Source organism: Thermomicrobiales bacterium (genome assembly GCA_023954495.1).
Taxonomy (GTDB): Bacteria; Chloroflexota; Chloroflexia; order Thermomicrobiales; family CFX8; genus JAMLIA01.
Map to the genome: position 1 here is coordinate 1 of JAMLIA010000016.1, position 19480 is coordinate 19480.

Below are 19480 nucleotides of genomic sequence, written 5' to 3' on the forward strand. Positions count from 1 at the left end.
TTGAGTCGACGGGCTTCTTCACCGATGCCACCAAGGCTCAGGGCCATCGCGACGCCGGGGCAAAGAAGGTCATCATCACCGCACCAGCCAACAATGAGGACATCACGATCGTCCTCGGCGTGAACGAAGACCAGTACGATCCGGATTCGCACCACATCATTTCCAACGCATCGTGCACGACGAACTGCCTCGCGCCGGTCGCGAAGGTGATTCACGAGCGCTTCGGCATCGCCCACGCGCTGATGACCACCGTGCATGCCTACACGAACGACCAGAACATCCTCGACGCGCCGCACAAGGACTTGCGTCGTGCTCGCAGCGCTGCGCTCAGCATCATCCCAACCACAACCGGCGCTGCGCGCGCCGTTGCGCTCGTCATGCCGGAGCTCAAGGGCAAGTTCGACGGCTTCTCGCTGCGCGTCCCGACGCCGACGGTTTCAATCGTCGATCTCACAGTCGAGCTGGAGAACGATGCCACTGCAGAGTCGCTGAACGCTGCGTTCCAGGAGGAAGCCGACGGCGCACTGGAGGGCATTCTCAGCTTTAGCGATGAGCCGCTCGTGTCAGCCGACTATCGCGGCGACAGCCACTCCTCGATCGTTGACGGCCTTTCAACAATGGTCACCGGAAAGCGGCTGGCCAAGGTCGTTGCCTGGTACGACAACGAGTGGGGCTATTCCTGCCGCGTCGCCGATTTGACTGACATGATCGCGTCGCAGGGCTTCTAGATTCGCTATCGCTGTCCATCTCATTGGCGGGCGGGCGGCAAGTGCCGCCCGCTCACTTCATCTCGTCAGAAGTGAAAGGAGCGACGGCGTGGCGTTTCGCACACTCGATGCGCTCGATGTTTCCGGCAAACGGGTACTGGTTCGCGTCGATTTCAATGTGCCGCTCGACGGACCAACAATCACCGACGACACACGCATTCAGGCTGCGTTGCCAACGATCAGGGCTCTGCTCGATCACAATGCAGCGGTCATTCTCGTCTCGCACCTCGGACGACCAAAAGGAAAGGTCGCCCCTGAGTTTTCGCTCGCACCCATTGCAAAGCGTCTGAGCGAGCTGTTGGGCATGGATGTCTCGTTCGCCTCCGACGTCGTCGGACCGTCCGCGCAGGAGATCTCACGAACGATTCGGCCAGGTGAAGTCGCGCTGTTGGAGAACGTGCGCTTTGAGCCGGGCGAGGAGCGCAACGACGACGATCTGGCGACGGCGCTCGCCGGACTGGCCGATGCCTACGTCAACGACGCGTTCGGCGCAGCGCATAGAGCCCATGCATCGACCGAAGGGGTTGCGCACAAGCTGCCGCACGCCGCCGGACTATTGATGGAACGCGAGCTGTCGTCGCTGTCACGTGCGCTAGATGATCCGGGTCGACCGCTAGTTGTTATTCTTGGCGGTGCGAAGATCTCGGACAAGATCGGCGTGATCCGCAAGTATCTCGAAACCGCAGACGCGATCCTCGTCGGGGGCGGCATCGCCAACACACTGGCCGCAGCGCAGGGCCGCCAGATGGGCACCTCGCTCGTAGAAACCGGCAGCCTGGATGTCGCCCGCCAGATCCTCAGCGACGCTGAGACAGCCACGTGCGATCTGGTGATTCCGAGCGACTTCGTTGTTGCAGCCAGCCCCAAAGACACAGCCCATGCCACGACAGTGACCGAGGTTCCATCGGATCAGGCAGCGCTCGATATTGGACCCGCCAGCATCGCGGCGTTCAGCGAATGGATCGCCCGGGCGAAGACCATTGTCTGGAACGGCCCGATGGGGTTGTTTGAAGTATCCCCGTTTGACGCCGGTACGCGCGCCGTTGCTGCCGCAGTCGCGGCGTCGGACGGTTACTCGATTGTCGGCGGCGGCGACTCGGTTGCGGCTGTCCAGCAGGCGGGACTGGCCGACAAGATGGATCACGTTTCGACCGGTGGCGGCGCGTCACTGGAGTTCCTTGAAGGGAAGACGCTTCCCGGCGTCGCAGCACTGGAGGAGTGACCGTGTCACGCAAGCCGATCGTTGCCGGCAACTGGAAGATGAACACGACGCTTGATGAAGCGCGAGCACTGGCTGAGGGTATTGCGTCCAACGCCGGCAGTATCAGCGGCGTCGAGTTAGCTGTGTTTCCGCCATTCCCGTGGCTCGTCCCTGTTCGCGACGCGCTCCAGGACAGCGGCGTCGCGCTGGGCGCACAGAACTGCTACATCAAAGAATCCGGCGCATTCACCGGCGAGGTGTCGCCGTGGGCGCTTGCAGGCGTCTGCCAGATGATCCTGGCGGGGCACAGCGAACGTCGCCACGTCTTTGGCGAGTCCGACGGGCTTGTCGGGCAAAAGGTCGACGCAACGTTGGCGGCCGGACTGACGAGCGTTCTGTGTGTCGGTGAGTTGTTGGACGAGCGACAAGCGGGCGACGCTGAGGCTGTAGTTGAGCGTCAGCTCGCAGCCGGTCTGGCCAACGTGAGCACCGACTTGCTGCCGCGGCTCGTCGTGGCCTACGAGCCGGTCTGGGCGATCGGTACCGGCGTCGCGGCGACACCCGCCGACGCGCAGGAGATGTGCGCAACGATCCGGCGCTGGATGGCGAGCAAGTTTGGCGACGAAGGCGCAGCGGTGCGCGTGCTGTACGGCGGCTCGGTCTCGCCCGACAACGCGACCGAGCTGTTCAGCCAGACGGATGTCGATGGTGGTCTTGTCGGAGGTGCAAGCCTCAAGGCAGAATCATTCATCGCAATCGCTGTCGCAGCCGTGGGTGTGTAGTATCCTTTCACGGTTGTTTGACTCGTCGTTCGAAAGGTTCGTCGGTTGGATTTCGCACTCGATCTTGCGATCATCGTCGTATCGATCATGCTGATGGCTGTGATCCTGATGCAATCAAAGGGATCAGGGTTCAGCGGCGCGTTCGGTGGCGATACATCGTCGATCTATCGAACACGGCGCGGCTTTGAGCGCACGTTGTACAACTTCACGATCGGCGTCGGTGTCATCTTCGTCGTACTGTCGATTATCGCCGCAGTCGCTCGATAGCACCGAAACTGTCTTGGTTGACGTATACAAGGCTGCGGTATACTCGCCGCGCAAGCGCGATATCAGCGGTCGAATAGGAGGCTCCACCAATGCCGTCTCTGGGGTGGCAGGAACTCGTCATCATCCTGGTAATTGTCGTCATCATTTTCGGAGTGGGCAAGCTCCCCGAGATTGGCGGCGCTCTGGGTAAGGGCATCAAAGAGTTCAAGACCAATGTCGAAGAGGGCGATGAAGTCGATGTGGTAGAGACCAAGGAAGTCACCACAACGACCAAGACGCCGGCGAAGGAAGAGCTCTAGGCTCATCTTTCACATCATCACGGATCGTGAGCAATGCCCGGGTCTTTTGCCCCGGGCATTTGCGTGCGCGGCTGAGCGCCGATCTCGTGGCCTTCCGGCCCGGCGGTATACTCGGTGCGGGCCGCTGAATGGCATCTTGAAGGACGATACAGCATGCATGACGGCTCTCAGGCAGACAAGCGGCCTGGAGACGAAATCCACACCATAACCCCACCTTCGACCGACGCGCAGTCTACGCAGGATCTTCCCGCCGTGCAGCCGCAACGCACTCAGCAGCGCGGGGTGCTCTGGGACGTCGTCGAAACATTGATCCTTGCACTCGTGATCTTCGTCGCTGTTCGGATGGTCGTCCTGAATTTTCGAGTCGATGGCGAATCGATGCATCCAAATCTTGATGACCGCCAGATGCTCCTCGTCATTCGACCGGTGTACTGGCATTTTGATCTGAACGCCGTGCTCAACGTTCTGCCATTTATCGATCGGGAAGGCGAGAACGTCGTGTTCCCATTTCACCCACCACAGCGAGGCGACATCATCGTCCTGCACCCACCTGTTGACGGCGGGAAGCCGTACATCAAACGCATCATCGGCCTGCCGGGCGAACGAATTGCGATCCATGATGGTGCCGTGTACATCAACGGCAATCGGCTGGACGAGTCGTACTTGAATGGTGTTGAGACAGCCTGGGCCGGGACACTCAGCCAGAACGAGCTGACGATTCCGGATGGCCAGTATTACGTTCTCGGCGATAATCGGGCAAACTCATCTGATTCCCGGGCGTTTGGGCCAATTGGAATCGATCAGATTATCGGACGGGCGTGGATATCGTACTGGCCGAAAAGTGATATAGGTATTCTGTCCACACCGTCGTATCCCCAATAGGGGATGGTGTCTTTCATCCGGGGCGTGTCCTACCTCGGTGCGAGACTTCCACTGTGAAGGGGCATCGAATCATGATAGAGACTGTCGTCGACAGCATCCGTGTGAGCCTTGTTACGCAGGCACGGGTAGTCATCCTCAAAGAGGTAGAGGGTGACCGGCATCTTCCGATCTGGATCGGCGCGTTCGAGGCCGAAGCCATTGCAATGGAGCTGCAGGGCATCTCGTCGCCACGTCCGCTGCCGTACGATCTGTTGCGCTCGGTCATCGGTGAACTGGGTGGGGATATCAATCGCATTGTCATCACCGAGATCAATAATGATGTCTACTACGCACGCATCATCATTCAGCAAAACGGTATGGGCGTCGAGATCGACTCGCGGCCATCGGATGCGATCGCACTGGCTGTCCGCGCGAAGGTGCCAATCTTCGTCGACGATTCGGTGATGGCGCGCGCTGGGGTCCAGCTTGATGACAACGCCGATGATGAGTCTACGGCTGAAGGCGAAGGCACCGGCGAGCCGACGGTGAGCGAAGAGAAGCTGTCGGCATTCCGCGACTTCATTGACACGCTCGATCTCGATGACTTTGGCCAGAAGCGTGACAATTAGACCTGAACCGGGCAGTTGACAGGTAGTTGGTTGGAATATTGCGCAATGACCACGTGTTCATCATCTCAAGTCGACATGTGCGCTGACGGCGTGATCTGCACTCGCAATGATGACGCCTCACGCCGTGATCGGCTGGAGCAACAAGCGCTTGAGCATATCGACGCGCTGTATCGAACGGCGTTGCGGATGACGCGAAATGCGGCAGATGCTGAAGACCTCGTTCAGGAGACGTATTTGCGAGCGTTCCGCTCGTTGCACCAGTTCGCCGAAGGTACGAACTTGCGAGCCTGGCTGTTTCGCATCATGACGAACACGTACATCAATGAGTATCGCAAGCGGCAGCGCCGACCATCGAAAGCATCGCTCGACGATCTTGAAGAGTTCTATCTCTACGACCACCTGATCGATTCGGGGGTCCAGCCGGGCGTTGAGCGACCGGAAGACATTGTGCTGAGCCAACTGTCGGTCGACAGCGTGGTCAGCGCGATTGAGGATCTCCCAGAAGAATTTCGCCAGGTCGTGCTACTGGCTGATGTCGAAGGCTTCAGCTATCGAGATATCGCCTCAATCGTCGACATACCAATAGGAACCGTCATGTCCCGACTCTATCGCGCCCGTCGCCGACTCCAGCGTACGCTGTATGACGCGGCAATCGAGACCGGAATCATCGAAAGAGCGGCGCTCGATGGGAACGTGTAAGCAGACGATCGAACACCTGTACCAGTATCTGGATCGCGAGCTGTCAGCCGAGGAACGTCGTGAGGTGCAACGGCATCTCGATGAGTGCCCGCCGTGTCGCGACCATTTCAGGTTCGAAGAAAATGTGCTGAGCATCATCGGGCATCGTTGTCGCCAGACGAGCGCACCGACTGAATTGCGAGACCGCGTGCGGAAGATGTGTCGCGAGGGCTAGACAGGCATGTCAGGCGGCAGAGCATCTTCCCTGAATCGGCCCAGCTCGAATGAGATGCCTGGGCAGCGGATGTTATGCAGGTCGATCTTGGCATTGATCGCAGTCGCCAGCTTTCGGTAATTCTCCCCTGCGCGTACCGACAACGCGTGCCGCGTTCCATACTGACGAATAAGATCGCGCCACTCTGCGACTGCTTCAAGTACATGCGGTCGCTCGTAGTAGATCTGTTTGCGGAGCTCAAGCCACTCCGGGAGGAACCCGGCATTGTGCAGGATGTGGTTGCCCATCCAGTCGTCGCCAGTGTAGTCATCGTCCTGAGCGGCGAGACGTTTGCCGGAAGACCGCAGGTTCTCAAAATCACCGCGATCAATGGCCTCGCGAATCTTCTCCTCGGCTATCCGCTCAAACATTCGTCGCTCCTCTGGCACGGCACCGCTGTTGTGAGGCAAATCGGCAATGTTATACTCGCCGTAGTGCGCGTGAAGCATCTCACGCGCCCATTGCAGCGACAACGTACGTCCAACGACACCCCAAAGCGGAAGGGCGCAGACTTGGCTCAAGAGGTTCTCGTCAGCGAGTCGGATCTGGACGACATTCGCACGCTGCTTCGAGCGAAGTACCAACCACGAGATTTCGAAGAAGCACAGGAGATGATTCTCGGTGCTTGCCAGGACGTACAGCATCTCATTGGCTGGGTGTCGCCGGAAGCGGCCCGCGTTGTTGGCGAACATCTCGGCGTTACCGAGAATCGCATCTTCGGACTCCTGACTTTCTATGCTGATTTTCGGACGCAACCACCCGGCAATCACTTCATGCTTCTCTGTCATGGCACAGCCTGTTACGTTGCCGGCAGCCAGAAGCTGATTGATGAGTTGCAGTCGCGCTACGGTATTAGCGGCGACGAAACGACTGCAGACGGTGAGTTGACCGTTCAGATTGTGAACGGCTGCCTGGGTGTCTGCGAGCTTGCACCGGCCGTGCAGGTCGATCACCACGACTATTTCGGCCACCTGAACGTGAACAGTTTCAACGAGGCGATTGCCGAGGTCATTCGGCGAGGGCCGGCTGGGGGTCACCATGAAGCTCACTGATCAGCAGGGATTCGAGCAATACGCCGCTCAGCTCGCAGCTGATTGGGCAAAGCTTCACGACGGCAGCCAGTGGGTTGTTCGCGTTCCCATCGGTGAGTGGTCGAAATCCAAGGGTGCGCTCGCGACGTTCGATCATCTGCGTCTGCTCCTGGAAGAGTCCGGTCTGCCATACACGCTGAAGCGCGTTGGATCCGGCGGTTGGAACTGGGCTGATCCGTCCGTGGTCGTCGAAGGACCAAACCATCCGTCGATCCTCTATGCCAACGTCACCGCAGAGCGCGTCCCGGAGCTGGTCGAATCACTGAAGGCCGGCACGCCGAACGAGACAATGGCCGTCGGTACATTTGGATCTGCGCCGGTTGGCTCGATCCGTCCGTTGGCTGAGCATCCGTTCTTTTCCGATCAGAAGCGCTACCTGACGGCTGACTGGGGCGTCATCGACCCGGAGTCGATCGAGGACTATATCGCCAGGGGCGGCTACTCGGCGTTAAAGAAGGCGCTCTTCGAGATGACCCCGGAAGAAGTCATCGAAGAGATGAAGACCGCCGAAGTCCGCGGGCGTGGCGGCGCTGGGTTCCCGGCCGGCATCAAGTGGGAGAGTGCTCGGCGCTCGCGCGGCGAGCCGAAGTTTGTTGCCGTCAACTCCCACGAAGGCGAGCCGAACGTCTACAAGGACCGCCAGCTCATTGAGAGCAATCCGCACCTCGTGCTGGAAGGCATTCTCATCGCCTGCTACGCCGTCGGCTCCAACCGCGGCTACAACTACGTCGGCGGTGAGCACGTGCTCGCGCTGGAGCGTTTTCGCAAGGCAGTCGAGCAGGCCGAAGAGTGGGGACTCATCGGCGACAACGTCCTCAACTCCGGTTTCAACGTCGAAGTCCGCGCCCGCGCTGGTGGCGGCGCGTACATCTGCGGCGAAGGTTCGGCCCTGATGTACTCGGTCATGGGTGAGCGCGGCCAGCCGCGCACCAAGCCACCGCGCAGTGTCGACGAGGGCCTGTGGCGGCGACCGACGATGCTCAACAACACTGAGTCAATCGCTAACGCTCCGCTCGTCATCAAGAACGGCGGCGACTGGTATGCCAGCCTCGGCACTGAGAAGAGCAAGGGCACAAAGCTCTTTACGTTCCAGGGGCCGCTGAAGCGCCTCGGCGTCGTCGAGATGGAGATGGGCGTCAACCTCAAGCACCTCATCTTCGACGTCTATGGCGGCATGAAGGACGGCTACACGTTCAAGGGCGTTCAGACCGGCGGTGTCTCGGCGGGTGCTCTGCGAGAAGATCAGCTGGATCATCCAGTTGATTTCGATTCGCTCACCTCGCTGGGCGCGATGCTCGGTTCGGGCGGCTTCGTCGTCTTCGACCAGAGCGTCTGCGTCGTTTCCTTCGCGCGCTACCTGATGGCGTTCAATCGGTACGAGTCGTGCAGCAAGTGCACGCCATGCCGCTTGGGTAATCCGGCGCTGACAGAGATCATCGATCGCATTCGCAACGGCAGCGGGCGTCCGTCCGATCTCAAGTTGATCGAGCAGACGAGCAAGCACGTGATCGAGCTATCGCTCTGCGGGCTTGGCCAGGTCGCACCGATGCCGGTACTCGGCATGATGCGTGCGTTCCCGGAAGAGTGGCGACAGCACATCGAAGACGGTGTTTGCGCTGCGGGAGACTGCCCGATGCACGCCCGAGAGCTCGTTGCGGCTGCCGCCGACGACTAGCGGCGAGACCGGCCCAGACTACCAAGAACGACACCGGCGGCGATCGCAAGACCGCCGCCGATTTGTATCCACGCCAGCCGCTCGCCAAGCACCATGTAGGCGAGCAGCACCGCTATTGCCGGCTCCGTGGTCGCAATCAAGCTGGCTCGGCTCGGGCCAAGGTGTGAGAGCCCCCACGTGTAAAGCACCATCGGCGCAACCGTCGTGCCGATCCCATTCACGACTGCGATGACAGCGATGCTCGTCAGCGACGGCAGGCTACCGCCATCGACGATGAGCTTGACTGGCCAGAGCGCGAGTGCACCGATGGCGATCGTCAGTGTGACCACTGCAAGCGATGTCATGTGGTCGAGAGCATGGCGCGCCAGCAGGCTGTACGAAGCGTAGGTCATCGCTGAGAGCAGGCCGAGCGCGATGCCAAGCCAGCTCGCGTTGCCATCCATGCTGCCAGCTACCCCGAGAACGCCGACAAAAGCAAGCACAAGCGCAATTCGATGCGTCGTGGGCACGGGTATGCGGTACATGAGCCACGACCCGATGGCGACCAGCGCTGGCGCAACATACAGCAACACCGTCGCAACAGCGACGCCCGCCTCGCGATAGGCGAACATCAGCAAGACATAAAACATTGCCGTGCTGACCAGACCCATTGTCACCACTGCCAGGGCAAGTCGTGGATTTCGCAGTGCAGCAAGATCGCGCTTAGCGGCAGTATGCCGCGAGAATGCCGCCAGCAGCACGACCGCTGCGGCCGACGCTCGCAGTGTGACGAGCGTCACCGGCTCGATGTCAACGTGCCGACCGATCAGGTCGTAGGTGACACCGAGCGCGCCCCAGCAAGCTGCCGCGGCAACAACTGCCGCGACAGCGAGAACAGTGGAGCGGGGTATAGCGGCGTCAGCCGAGGTCGATCGTTTGGCCAATGCCCTGCGCTGCAGCAGCCTCCAGTGCGGCACCGCACACGATCATGTCCTGTATGGCGTTACCGACCGACTTGAAGAAGGTGATCTGGTCATCGGTTTCGCGACCGGCGATCTCGCCAGTAGCCACCTGGCCCAGCTCAATGCTGATGGAATCGCGCGTCACGACGCCGCGATCTATCGATTGAATGAGGTCTCCAGCTTCGTGGAGCGCCGCTTCGACGGCGTCGACGACGATGCGTGCACGCGCGATCGTTGCGTCGGGGATTTCCTGCATCTCCGGCGTGTAAGCGCCGATGCCATTGATGTGCGTTCCGGGCGCGAGCCACGTATCCTCAAACACTGGGCTTGTCGCCGTGGTGGCAGTGCAAATGATGTCGGCACCTGACACAGCAGCCTGTGCGTCATCGGCGACGACGACCTTCGGCATGCCCTCCGGGATCCAGGCCGAGAGCCGCTCGGCAAACGACTCGCGCGATGCAGCAAAGAGATCGTAGACCCGAATCTCCTCGATGTTCCGCACGCTGCAGACTGCGGCGGCCTGGGTGACTCCCTGTGCCCCTGCGCCGATCACCGCCAGCGTCTTCGCATCCGGGCGAGCCAGCAGGTCGGTTGCCGCGCCCGATACAGCGCCGGTGCGCAACGCAGTTACGGCTGCGCCTTCGAGTAACCCGATCGGCACGCCAGTCTCTGGATCGACGACGACGACGATCGCGTTGATCGTGGGCAGCCCACGTTCCCGATTTCCGCCGAACACTGACACGACCTTCACACCAGTCGCCGACGGCGCGTCGTCACCCGCCGGAACGAATGCGGGCATGAAGAGGACGACGCCACTGCCGTCCGGCATGTTCACCGGTGTCCGAAGCGGACTGATTGTCTCACCGCGGCTGTAGGCGGAGAACACCTGCTTCATCAGTTCGACTGCATCTCGCATCGGGACGAGACGCCTGAATTCATCCGCCGTCAACGCTCGCACAATCATCTCCCTTTACGCCTGCTCGATACCTGGTAGTCGCAGTCTAGCATGCCCCGGTTGGGCGACCTGACCTCACTGATGGCGTATCCTTGAGGGTAATGACGACACAACGACCAGCCGGCACAACACAGGGACAGCACCCTGCACCCTCCCGTCCCGGGCGCTACGGCGATCCAGTCATGTCGACGCTCCAGTCTGTCTGGGGCTACGACGAGTTTCGCCCGCTGCAGGAAGACATCGTCCGCACGATCCTGGACGGCCGCGACGCGTTCGTGCTGCTACCGACTGGCGGTGGCAAATCCCTCTGCTATCAGCTACCGGCACTCTTGCTTGACGGTCTGACGATCGTCATATCGCCGCTCATCGCGCTGATGAAGGATCAGGTTGATGCGCTCACAGAGCTGAACGTGCCAGCGACCTACATCAATAGCTCGCTTGATTCAGCAGAGATTCGCGACCGCATGCGCCAGATCGCGAGCGGCGAAATCAAGCTGCTCTACGTCGCCCCGGAGCGCTTTTCGACGCCCGGATTCACGCAGCGTATTCAGCAGCGCGGAGTGTCGCTCGTGGCGATTGACGAGGCGCACTGCGTGTCAGAGTGGGGCCACGACTTCCGACCGGAGTACCGCGACCTGTTGCGGTTGCGCGATGCGTTTCCTGGCGCGGTGTTCGCAGCGTTCACGGCGACGGCGACACGGCAGGTCCAGAACGACATTCGCCAGCAACTCGGCCTCGCGGACGCGGAGCAGTTTCAGGGTAGCTTCAATCGCCCGAACCTGTACTACGAGGTCCGCCCCAAGCGCAAGACTTACGATCAGATCCTGGCCTACATCCGCAGCAAGCCCGGCGCAAGCGGCATCATCTACTGCCTGTCGCGCGCCGGTGTCGAATCGACTGCTGAACGCCTGCAACGTGACGGCATATCTACTGCCGCGTACCACGGCGGGATGGATTCCGAACAGCGTCGCACGGCGCAGGAAGCGTTCGTGCGCGACAACGTGCAGGTCGTCGTGGCGACCATCGCGTTCGGCATGGGGATCGACAAGCCGGACGTCCGCTTCGTCATCCACCAGGACCTGCCGCGCAATCTCGAAAGCTACTATCAGGAAAGTGGGCGAGCCGGGCGTGACGGCGAACCGAGCGACTGCATCCTCTTTTACAGCTACGGTGATGTCACCCGGCAAATGGTGTTTGTCGACGAGAAGCCAACCCGACGCCTCCGCGAGATTGCGCAGAGCCAGCTCCAGCAAATGTCGGGGTGGGCCGAAAGTAGCAAGTGTCGGCGCGCAGCCTTGTTGGAGTATTTCGAGGAATCGTTCGACGGCCAGGCACCTCCGTGCTGCGATATCTGCGGAAATCCTCCGGATGTCGAAGACATGACCATTCCAGCGCAGATGCTGATGTCGTGCGTGAAGCGAACCGGTGAGCGCTTCGGTCTGGGCTACGTTGTCGATGTCCTACGCGGTTCGCGGGATCAGCGAATTCTCCGTGCGGGCCATGACAGGTTGTCCACCTGGGGCATTGGTAAGGATCGGCCGAAGTCCGACTGGCAGTTTCTGGGGCGATCGCTCATTCGCGACGGCTACCTCCATCAGGACTCTGCGAACTTCAATATCATCTCGATCACGCCACGCGGCGCAGAGGTCCTGTTTCGGGGCGCGCGCGTGAGCTACGCGATGCCGCCGAAGACACAGTCCGGTGGTGCGGACGCGGTTGATGTCGCGTACCCGCAGCTGTTTGAACAGCTCCGGCGACTCCGCAAGCAACTCGCAGATGAGCGTGGTGTCCCGCCCTACGTTGTGTTCCCGGATTCGACACTGCGGCAGATGTCCTCGCGGCTGCCAATGACGCCGAACGCCCTGCTGCGCATTGTCGGAGTTGGTGAACGCAAAGCCGCAGCCTATGGTCCGGCATTTCTCGATGCCATTTCGACATTCGTCAATTCGACCGGCGCAACGCCACAACAAGCGCCAGCGAGCCCGCCTTCGGTCGCGCGGCGGTCGTCATTGACCGGCACCGCGAAGACGACACTGGATCTGTTCAACCGGGGGTTGTCGATCGAGGACGTCGCCAAGGAACGCGGCCTCGCTGTCTCGACTGTCGAAGCGCATCTCGTTGAGGCAATTGAGAGTGGCGCGAACGTTGACGTCGGCCACGTCGTCACGCCGACGATGATTGCACAGGTCGAGGCGGCGATCCGCAAGGTCGGTGACGAGCTCCTGCGTCCGATCATGGACGAGGTAGGTGAAGATGCCGGCTATTCCTGGGGGCAGTTGCGACTGATCCGCGCCTGGATGCGACGGCGAAACGCGCAACAGTAGTCCCGTCAATGCGACGTGCATCAGCGGGAGTGGACGTAGACCTGTTGCTGGAGGCTCCCCGACTTGGACTCGAACCAAGAACCTTACGGTTAACAGCCGTCTGCTCTACCATTGAGCTATCGGGGAATAGTGGCCCTGTTGAGCCGTCGGAATGCTAACACGCAGCCGATGTTGCTGCAACCAGTTCCATAGATTGTGAACTCCTGTACAATGCCAGTATCGCCGTTGATCATGCCTGAGCAGGCGGGTAGGTAACGGGCGATCCCTGGAGGTAACAAGATGCGTCAGTCTCGTGGCCAGAGCCACGCGGACGATCGGCTGCCCGTCATTGGCGTCGAGATCGGTGGGCGCGGATTGCGCGTCGTCCTCGCCGATGCGAGCGACGACATCCGCGATACGGAACGCGCGATAGATTCGGCGATGACCGCGCACGCGACGGTTGATACTGCCTGCACGCTCATCGACCAGATCCTCTCACGTCGCAATCTGACCTACGCCGATATCTCCGGGATCGGGATCGCGTTTGGTGGGCCGGTTGATGTCCGTCGTGGCATCACGCTGCGCTCACATCGCATCGAAGGTTTCGAACAGTTTCCACTGGTCGGCGTGATGGAAGAGCACTTCGGCGTGCCCGTCGTGCTGGAGAACGACGCCCGCGCTGCGGCATTCGGTGAGTACACGCACGGTGCCGGGCGCGGCGCACGCGACATGGTCTACGTGCATCTCGGTCGCGGCGTCGGCGGCGCGGTGATCATTCGTGGCACCTTGCTCCACGGTTCGGCGATGACGGCCGGCGAGATTGGTCATATGGTCGTCACGACCGACGGCCCGCGCTGCTCATGCGGCAAACCGGGACACCTCGAAGCGTATGCATCCGAACCTGCGATCATCTCGCGTATCACGTCGCGAGTGAATCAGGCTGACCCGGAGGAACGCGCTACCTGGCTATCCAGCCCTGGGGTGACGCTGCAGCGCGTCTTCGAGCGCTACGACGAAGATGATATCGCTCGTGAGGTGATTGACGAGACGATTCAGGTGATCGGCCTGGCGGGAGCGAATCTCGTCACGGCGCTGAACCCGGACGCGTTTGTGATAGGCGGGTATGTCGCGCTTGCCGGGCCGCGGCTGACGGCCGGGATCAGAGCGAAGATCAGGCAGTATGCCGTCGACCCTGCCGCCCAACGGGTGCTGGTTGCGCCGGGACAGCTCGGAGCGGATGCCGGCGTTGTCGGTGCGGTCGTCCTTGCGCACCAAAGCTAACCGCAGCGTTACGTCGCGCTGGTGTAGAATTGTTGGCTGCAATACGCGCAGGAACTCGTGGGGGTGACATGCTAACACTGAGCGAACCGGACCTGACTTATCTACTGACACTGTTGCGATCTCGCGACGAGCCATTTACGACTGAAGAGCTGATCGCAGCGCTCCGCGAGCGCGCCAACGCGTAATGCCCTGCCAGTACGCACGGGGCAGCACCATCTGACCAGCAGGAGAGGGACAACAGACGATGCAGGCAGAGCAGACGCTGGAAGCACCGGCCTACAGCGGCACCGACGAGCAGAAAGCGCTCGCCGCCGAGATTTTCCAGATCTTTCGAATTCAGGGGCGATTCTTCAGCGATACTGCTCCGATCCGTCTGTCACTGACACAGCTCACCCAGTTCATGGAGCAAGCCAAGCCGAAAGAGTCGAAGTGGTCGGCACGCATCGATGATGCACTGTCTGCCAACTCGGATGTCTTTGCGCGCGAAGGCGATGGCGATGACGTCGCCTTCGTGACGACGCGCGTCGGGAATCTCCCTCACGGCACGCCGGGCAAGCGAGGGCAGGTATTGACCACCAGGTTCGCGACGCCCGAGCCGCGACGCGCGGCACCTGCTCGCAAGTCGGCAGTTGCTCCCGCATCGTCGCTCCTGGGAGTGGTTGAGTCGGAGACCCTTGATGCGCCCACCGAGGAAACCGACGCACCGGCAGCGGCTGCCACGCCAGTCGCGCAGAGTGCTCTTGAGGTCGAACCAGCGAGTGCATCCGACGACGATCTCGCTACGGCGATCCGTCACGCGCTCGATGGCGAACTCAGCGTTGCGCGCTGGGGCGACAAGTGGATCGCTGAGGATCGCGTGCATCGCTTCTCGCGCGGCGACTTCCGCCGGATCGAGGATCTGATCCGCGAGCATCCGAATGGAACCGTCACCGACGCTGAGATTGCCGACGATATCGTCGGTGTGCGCTCCAACTCCGACAACTACGCACAGACGCTCTTTGCCATCAACTACCGTCTGTCGCACGAGCAGCGCGAGTTTGAGTTCCTCGGATCTGCCGAGCATGGAATCTGGGCGCTGGCGAATCCGGCAGCGATCGGTACGTCCAAGCGCAAGGCAAGTGAGCTTGGGCAGGACTATCGCGTGCTGCTGGAGTTCGGCACTGCTGCCGAACCGGCTGAAGAGGGACTCGTCGAGCATATCCTGAGCTTCTACGAGTACACCTACGGAGTTCTGCCGTACGACTCGAACCTGCGCACGATCATGCCGTCGCCAGGATTCAAGGATCAGCGCGCTGCGCGGATCACCTTCGAGTCGCCCCAGACCTCGGACATCGTTCAGGCTGAGCTGCGCTTTCCAACTGGCAATCGCGGCGGATTCATCGCCGGCCTCGAGAACTTCTTCGCCGAAAACCTCATCCCGGGTGCGGTGCTGACGATCGAGAAGACCGACACGCCACTGCACTTCCTGCTGGAGTACTTCCAGGTTTCCGGCGAGGACCGCAAGCTCCTGCACCTTGACGACAAGAAGAACGTTTTCGCCTATCGCCCAACAACGTTCTACTGCGCGACGCAGGACGAGTTTGTTCTCAGTGACAATCGCTTCCCACGGCTGGTCGATCTCGCGCCGCTTGACGAGCGCACCAAGCGCCATCCTGAGCAGGTCGTCGTGGCTGCATTCGAGCGTGCGGGCGAGAACCTGGAATCGGCCGAGAATCCCAGGTTCTTCGCCATGTTCAGCGATCTGTTGACAGTCGCGAACATCGAGCGACCAATGCCGGCCGATCTGCTACGCAATATCCTGACGAGTGGTGAATACGCGATGTTCAGCGCTGATGAAACGACCGAGGATGCATACTTCTACACCCCCGTCTCCGGAGCCGAATAACACCGACGGCACCATCGACGGGGTCGAGCAGGTTCGCCGACGCCGTCATCGCTGATCCGTCCGGCAGCCACTCACCGGCGGCACTCTCCGACCTGGAGCGACCGGCGCCGCTGTGTTCCACGATCGATGGCTCGACCTGCCGGCTGAGGCTCGTCTGATGCTGGCGCGGACGATGGTCGACGACGCAGCAACCGCCATTGAGCATCAGTACAGCCGAGCTCTGCTCGCTGTCCTGGATGATCCCGATCCGGACGTGCGGCTAGCAGTTCTCGAAGGTCTGTCCGAGACAACTGCGCCGGAATTACTTGACTATTTACTTGAGCACATAGAGACCGAAGACGATGCCCGCGTTCGTCAGCTCATGGCGCTGGAGCTCGGACGGCTGGCCTTTGAGTCGGTTGATGACGACCGGCTTGATGTCATCCGCGATGTGCTCTTTCGCGTATTCGAAAACGACGTGGCTCTGGACGTCCGGCGTCGGGCGCTGGAGTCGCTTGGGTACCTCGAAGGCGAAGACATCCAGGAAGCGATCGAGGACGGCTATGCCGATTTTTCGATCGAGATGCGCTCAAGCGCGCTGCATGCAATGGGGTTGCAAGCAACGCAGCGCTGGGTCGATATCTGCCTCGAAGAGTTACGCTCTGACGAGGCTGAGCTGAGATTTGAAGCGTTGTTTGCGCTTGGCTCAATCGGTGATCTCCGCACGGCGTCAGACGTCATCGATGCCATTGAGGACGAAGACGCTGAAGTAGCATTAGCCGCGATACACGCGCTGGGCGAAATCGGCGGGCAAATGGCGATCAACCGCTTGCGCCAACTTGTGGACGTTGAGAACCCGGCGATCGCAGAAGCTGCGGAAGACGCGCTCCAGGAAGCTCAGCTGACGGCGAACCCGCTGCGCCCATTGCTGTAACCTCTTCGCCGTCTCGGGCTTCCAGGATACGTGACTCGTCCGCATCAGGGGAGAGACGACATTAGCACGCGCTACGCACGAGCCATCACTGAGATCGTCGCCGATGTTCCCAATGCCATCATTCACGGCGATACAGAAACGGTCATCCAGTCAGTTGAATTCGACAGTCGCCTCGTAGAATCCGGGGGACTCTTTGTCGCACTGCGCGGCGGCTATACCGACGGACACGTGTACCTCGATCAGGCCCGCAAGCGAGGCGCAGTGGCTGCGCTGGTCGAGCGCGGCGAGGCTGACAAGATTCGATCCGAGTGGCCGACAATCATTGAGGTCGACGATACTCGCGCCGCTCTTGCGATCGTCGCGGCTGAGTTCTATTACCATCCGTCGCAGGACCTGTGCATCGTCGGCGTCACCGGCACCGACGGCAAGACGACGACAAGCCATCTCATTGAGGCGATGCTGCGGCACGTCGGGCGACGGACCGGGCTGATCGGTACCGTCGAGGTTCGCATTGCCGGCGAAGTCGATCTGCATGAATCGCGACAGACGACGCCCGAATCGCTGGTGATCCAGCGGATTCTGGCAACGATGCGGGATCGCTCGGTTGATACAGCCATCCTCGAAGCAACTTCACACGGCCTGGTGATGCATCGTCTGGACTCGTGTGCCTTCGACATCGGCGTCGTCACCAACATCACGCATGAGCATCTTGACTTTCACGGGTCGGTCGAAGCGTATCGGGAAGCGAAGGCGATGCTGCTCGATAACGTCGCGCGCGACAAAGCTCGTGGGCGACGTGGCGCGCTCGTACTGAACCGCGACGACGAGGGCGCGCGATCCGTCGCTGCCCACGGGCGCGGCTGCGACATTCTCTGGTACTCAATGGACCCTGAATCGGACGCCGAATTTCGTGCTTCGGCGATCGAGTTCCAGACTGCCGGGCAGCGATTCACCCTGCATACGCCAATGGGCGACGCCTGCATCTCGTTGGCCCTGCCGGGCCGCTACAACGTCGCCAACGCGCTGGCAGCAGCAGCGGTCGGGCATGCGCTCAGCCTGTCGCTTTCGCAGATTGCGGAAGGACTTGAATCGCTGGACGCAGTGCCGGGGCGCATGCAATCAGTCGACGAGGGTCAGCCGTACTCGGTCATCGTCGACTACGCGCATACGCCGGACGCCATCAAGTCTGTCCTCACAGTCCTGCGCGACGTCACACCGGGACGATTAATGGTGCTGTTCGGTTCAGCCGGAGAGCGCGACATCGACAAGCGGGCGATTCAGGGACAGGTTGCGATTGAGTATTCGGACTTCGCGGTCTTCGCCAGCGAGGATCCGCGATTCGAGGACCCGATGGTAATCATCGACGCCATTGCCGATGGCGCCATGCAGGCGGGCGGACGGCGCGGTGTAGACTTCGACTGCATCGAAGACCGCCGCACCGCTATTGCAACGATTCTCCAGAATGCACGCGCCGGAGATGTGGTCGTCCTGGCCGGAAAAGGACACGAGAAGAGCATGATCTACGGCTCCGAGAAGCGTCCGTGGGACGAGGCGGCCGTCGCCGCCGAGGTACTCCGCAAGCTGGGCTATTCGGCTTCAAACCAGAATGTCTCCTCACAATGAAGCGACGCTCTGCACTCTGGCTGATCGCGTTGTCTGTCTGGATGATCGTTGCCGGATGCGGCACGGTTGATCCGGAGCTGGCTTCGCCTGAGCCCGACACGCCATCACGCGCTGCAGCAAGCCCGTCCGGGCGAATTCTCTTTGTCTCAGACAACCACGTGAGCGTTTGGGACGGATCCACGCGCACGCTGATTGATGATGTCAACGGCGCTTCGCCGACCTGGGCTCCGGCGGGGGATCGGTTTGCCTACGTTGAGATGCACGATGGCTATTCGGACATTGTCGTCGCTAGCGCCGACGGCACGACGCTGAAGCGCATCACAACGAACGAACCGGATGCGCCGCTCTTCAGCCTGGAATACGCTTGCGAAGCCTATTGGGCTCTGGATGCAACATGGTCGCCAGTCGGTGAGCAGCTCATCTGGGTGAGCGATCGCGGAACAGGTTCTTCAGACTGTGAGTCGCGATTTTCCGACCCATTGACACTGTGGTATTCGGAGAACCTCGACGGCGACCAGTCGATCTTCAGCTATTACCTGCCGGCAGCCGCGAGCGTCGATGCCCCACAGGAGAACCCGACGTTCTCTCATGACGGCAAGACTGTCGCGTTCACTGCGCGCATCGGTATCGAATCGCCACGCAACACGGAAATCTGGACTCTGAACCTCGATACTGCTGACGTCGACGAGCTGGTAATTGCACCAGATGGCGTGTTCGATCCTGACTGGTCACCAACGTCGAACAATATTGCGTACGTCCAGCGAACCGGAACGGCCAGCGATGTCTGGATCGCACCACCAACGGCGCACCAAAGCGTATCAACTCACGCATCGTAGGCAGCGCCGTCTCGCCTGCATGGTCGCCGGACGGTGAGATGATCGTTTTCTTTCGCGAGCGCGACAGCACATTCGAAGCCTGGTACGTGGAAGTGACCGAAGAGGGTGGCAAGCTCGTGGCGTCCGAACCGCAGAGGCTGTTTACCGCATCGAACATCGACGCTGCCTCAGGAATGTCCTGGATACAGTAATTCTGATTGCAAAACGGGGCTGCGCCAA

Annotated in this window: 19 protein-coding genes and 1 tRNA gene; 16 read left to right on the forward strand and 4 right to left on the reverse strand. The window is 60.9% G+C overall.

From position 1 onward, the window contains the following. The 8 genes from M9890_04885 to M9890_04920 all read left to right on the forward strand — a co-directional run. Positions 1-728, forward strand: a 728-nt coding sequence (locus M9890_04885) for a type I glyceraldehyde-3-phosphate dehydrogenase (GenBank protein MCO5176298.1), incomplete at its 5' end; no start/stop codon positions are given. A gap of 88 nt (positions 729-816) precedes the next feature. Beyond that, positions 817-1989: a phosphoglycerate kinase gene (locus M9890_04890; GenBank protein ID MCO5176299.1), complete on the forward strand. Its 1173-nt coding sequence runs from the start codon at positions 817-819 to the stop codon at positions 1987-1989. Positions 1990-1991: 2 nt separating this feature from the next. Continuing rightward, a complete protein-coding gene (gene tpiA, locus M9890_04895; GenBank protein ID MCO5176300.1) occupies positions 1992-2750 on the forward strand; it encodes a triose-phosphate isomerase in 759 nt (252 codons plus the stop codon). A 45-nt stretch (positions 2751-2795) separates the two neighbouring features. Beyond that, positions 2796-3017, forward strand: a complete 222-nt coding sequence (secG, locus tag M9890_04900) for a preprotein translocase subunit SecG (protein ID MCO5176301.1) — start codon at positions 2796-2798, stop codon at positions 3015-3017. A gap of 89 nt (positions 3018-3106) precedes the next feature. Then, entirely contained in the window at positions 3107-3316 is a 210-nt protein-coding gene (gene tatA, locus M9890_04905; protein MCO5176302.1) for a twin-arginine translocase TatA/TatE family subunit, read from the forward strand. Positions 3317-3469: 153 nt separating this feature from the next. Then, a complete protein-coding gene (gene lepB / locus M9890_04910) occupies positions 3470-4198 on the forward strand; it encodes a signal peptidase I (protein ID MCO5176303.1) in 729 nt (242 codons plus the stop codon). 71 nt (positions 4199-4269) lie between these two features. Then, positions 4270-4806: a bifunctional nuclease family protein gene (locus tag M9890_04915; protein MCO5176304.1), complete on the forward strand. Its 537-nt coding sequence runs from the start codon at positions 4270-4272 to the stop codon at positions 4804-4806. Positions 4807-4851: 45 nt separating this feature from the next. Continuing rightward, positions 4852-5505 carry a sigma-70 family RNA polymerase sigma factor gene (locus tag M9890_04920; GenBank protein ID MCO5176305.1) on the forward strand — a complete coding sequence of 218 codons (654 nt, stop codon included), beginning with the start codon at positions 4852-4854 and terminating at the stop codon, positions 5503-5505. A 210-nt stretch (positions 5506-5715) separates the two neighbouring features. On the opposite strand, the gene M9890_04925 is transcribed toward M9890_04920, so the two are convergent. Further along, complete coding sequence (locus M9890_04925) at positions 5716-6714, reverse strand: DUF1992 domain-containing protein (GenBank protein ID MCO5176306.1); 999 nt, start codon at positions 6712-6714, stop codon at positions 5716-5718. Positions 6715-6796: 82 nt separating this feature from the next. Here M9890_04925 and M9890_04930 point away from each other — a divergent pair, with 82 nt between their 5' ends. Continuing rightward, positions 6797-8524: an NADH-quinone oxidoreductase subunit F gene (locus M9890_04930; GenBank protein MCO5176307.1), complete on the forward strand. Its 1728-nt coding sequence runs from the start codon at positions 6797-6799 to the stop codon at positions 8522-8524. Here the strand turns inward: M9890_04930 and M9890_04935 are convergent. Both M9890_04935 and M9890_04940 read right to left on the reverse strand, forming a co-directional pair. Further along, on the reverse strand, positions 8521-9447 hold the full coding sequence (locus tag M9890_04935; GenBank protein MCO5176308.1) for a DMT family transporter: 927 nt from the start codon (positions 9445-9447) through the stop codon (positions 8521-8523). The two genes, M9890_04930 and M9890_04935, sit on opposite strands and share 4 nt — an antisense overlap. Beyond that, on the reverse strand, positions 9422-10360 hold the full coding sequence (locus tag M9890_04940; GenBank protein MCO5176309.1) for an ornithine cyclodeaminase: 939 nt from the start codon (positions 10358-10360) through the stop codon (positions 9422-9424). Before M9890_04940 ends, M9890_04935 begins: the two co-directional genes overlap by 26 nt. A gap of 242 nt (positions 10361-10602) precedes the next feature. Here M9890_04940 and recQ point away from each other — a divergent pair, with 242 nt between their 5' ends. Next, a complete protein-coding gene (gene recQ / locus M9890_04945; GenBank protein MCO5176310.1) occupies positions 10603-12744 on the forward strand; it encodes a DNA helicase RecQ in 2142 nt (713 codons plus the stop codon). Positions 12745-12798: 54 nt separating this feature from the next. On the opposite strand, the gene M9890_04950 is transcribed toward recQ, so the two are convergent. Continuing rightward, positions 12799-12870 (reverse strand) — tRNA-Asn (locus M9890_04950). Positions 12871-13023: 153 nt separating this feature from the next. Here M9890_04950 and M9890_04955 point away from each other — a divergent pair. The 6 genes from M9890_04955 to M9890_04980 all read left to right on the forward strand — a co-directional run bounded on the left by M9890_04955 (position 13024) and on the right by M9890_04980 (position 19452). Next, positions 13024-14004 (forward strand): ROK family protein, encoded by a 981-nt coding sequence (locus M9890_04955; protein ID MCO5176311.1) that lies wholly within the window; start codon positions 13024-13026, stop codon positions 14002-14004. A 244-nt stretch (positions 14005-14248) separates the two neighbouring features. Beyond that, the gene (locus M9890_04960; GenBank protein ID MCO5176312.1) at positions 14249-15889 is read left to right on the forward strand and encodes a hypothetical protein; all 1641 of its coding nucleotides are present in this window, start codon (positions 14249-14251) and stop codon (positions 15887-15889) included. A gap of 112 nt (positions 15890-16001) precedes the next feature. Beyond that, positions 16002-16802 (forward strand): HEAT repeat domain-containing protein, encoded by an 801-nt coding sequence (locus tag M9890_04965; GenBank protein ID MCO5176313.1) that lies wholly within the window; start codon positions 16002-16004, stop codon positions 16800-16802. A gap of 30 nt (positions 16803-16832) precedes the next feature. Next, on the forward strand, positions 16833-18425 hold the full coding sequence (locus M9890_04970; protein MCO5176314.1) for a UDP-N-acetylmuramoyl-L-alanyl-D-glutamate--2,6-diaminopimelate ligase: 1593 nt from the start codon (positions 16833-16835) through the stop codon (positions 18423-18425). Next, a complete protein-coding gene (locus M9890_04975; GenBank protein MCO5176315.1) occupies positions 18422-19261 on the forward strand; it encodes a hypothetical protein in 840 nt (279 codons plus the stop codon). Before M9890_04970 ends, M9890_04975 begins: the two co-directional genes overlap by 4 nt. Before the next feature lie 38 nt (positions 19262-19299). Then, on the forward strand, positions 19300-19452 hold the full coding sequence (locus M9890_04980) for a hypothetical protein (protein MCO5176316.1): 153 nt from the start codon (positions 19300-19302) through the stop codon (positions 19450-19452). Positions 19453-19480 lie beyond the last annotated feature (28 nt).

What these genes read in the sequence shown, in the direction of transcription:
- tatA (MCO5176302.1), top strand. Translation starts at nt 3,107, where the DNA reads ATGCCGTCTCTGGGGTGGCAGGAACTCGTCATCATCCTGGTAATTGTC.
- lepB (MCO5176303.1), top strand. Translation starts at nt 3,470, where the DNA reads ATGCATGACGGCTCTCAGGCAGACAAGCGGCCTGGAGACGAAATCCAC.
- M9890_04915 (MCO5176304.1), top strand. Translation starts at nt 4,270, where the DNA reads ATGATAGAGACTGTCGTCGACAGCATCCGTGTGAGCCTTGTTACGCAG.
- M9890_04920 (MCO5176305.1), top strand. Translation starts at nt 4,852, where the DNA reads ATGACCACGTGTTCATCATCTCAAGTCGACATGTGCGCTGACGGCGTG.
- M9890_04930 (MCO5176307.1), top strand. Translation starts at nt 6,797, where the DNA reads ATGAAGCTCACTGATCAGCAGGGATTCGAGCAATACGCCGCTCAGCTC.
- M9890_04940 (MCO5176309.1), bottom strand. Translation starts at nt 10,360, where the DNA reads ATGAAGCAGGTGTTCTCCGCCTACAGCCGCGGTGAGACAATCAGTCCG.
- recQ (MCO5176310.1), top strand. Translation starts at nt 10,603, where the DNA reads ATGTCGACGCTCCAGTCTGTCTGGGGCTACGACGAGTTTCGCCCGCTG.
- M9890_04955 (MCO5176311.1), top strand. Translation starts at nt 13,024, where the DNA reads ATGCGTCAGTCTCGTGGCCAGAGCCACGCGGACGATCGGCTGCCCGTC.
- M9890_04960 (MCO5176312.1), top strand. Translation starts at nt 14,249, where the DNA reads ATGCAGGCAGAGCAGACGCTGGAAGCACCGGCCTACAGCGGCACCGAC.
- M9890_04975 (MCO5176315.1), top strand. Translation starts at nt 18,422, where the DNA reads ATGAAGCGACGCTCTGCACTCTGGCTGATCGCGTTGTCTGTCTGGATG.
- M9890_04980 (MCO5176316.1), top strand. Translation starts at nt 19,300, where the DNA reads ATGATCGTTTTCTTTCGCGAGCGCGACAGCACATTCGAAGCCTGGTAC.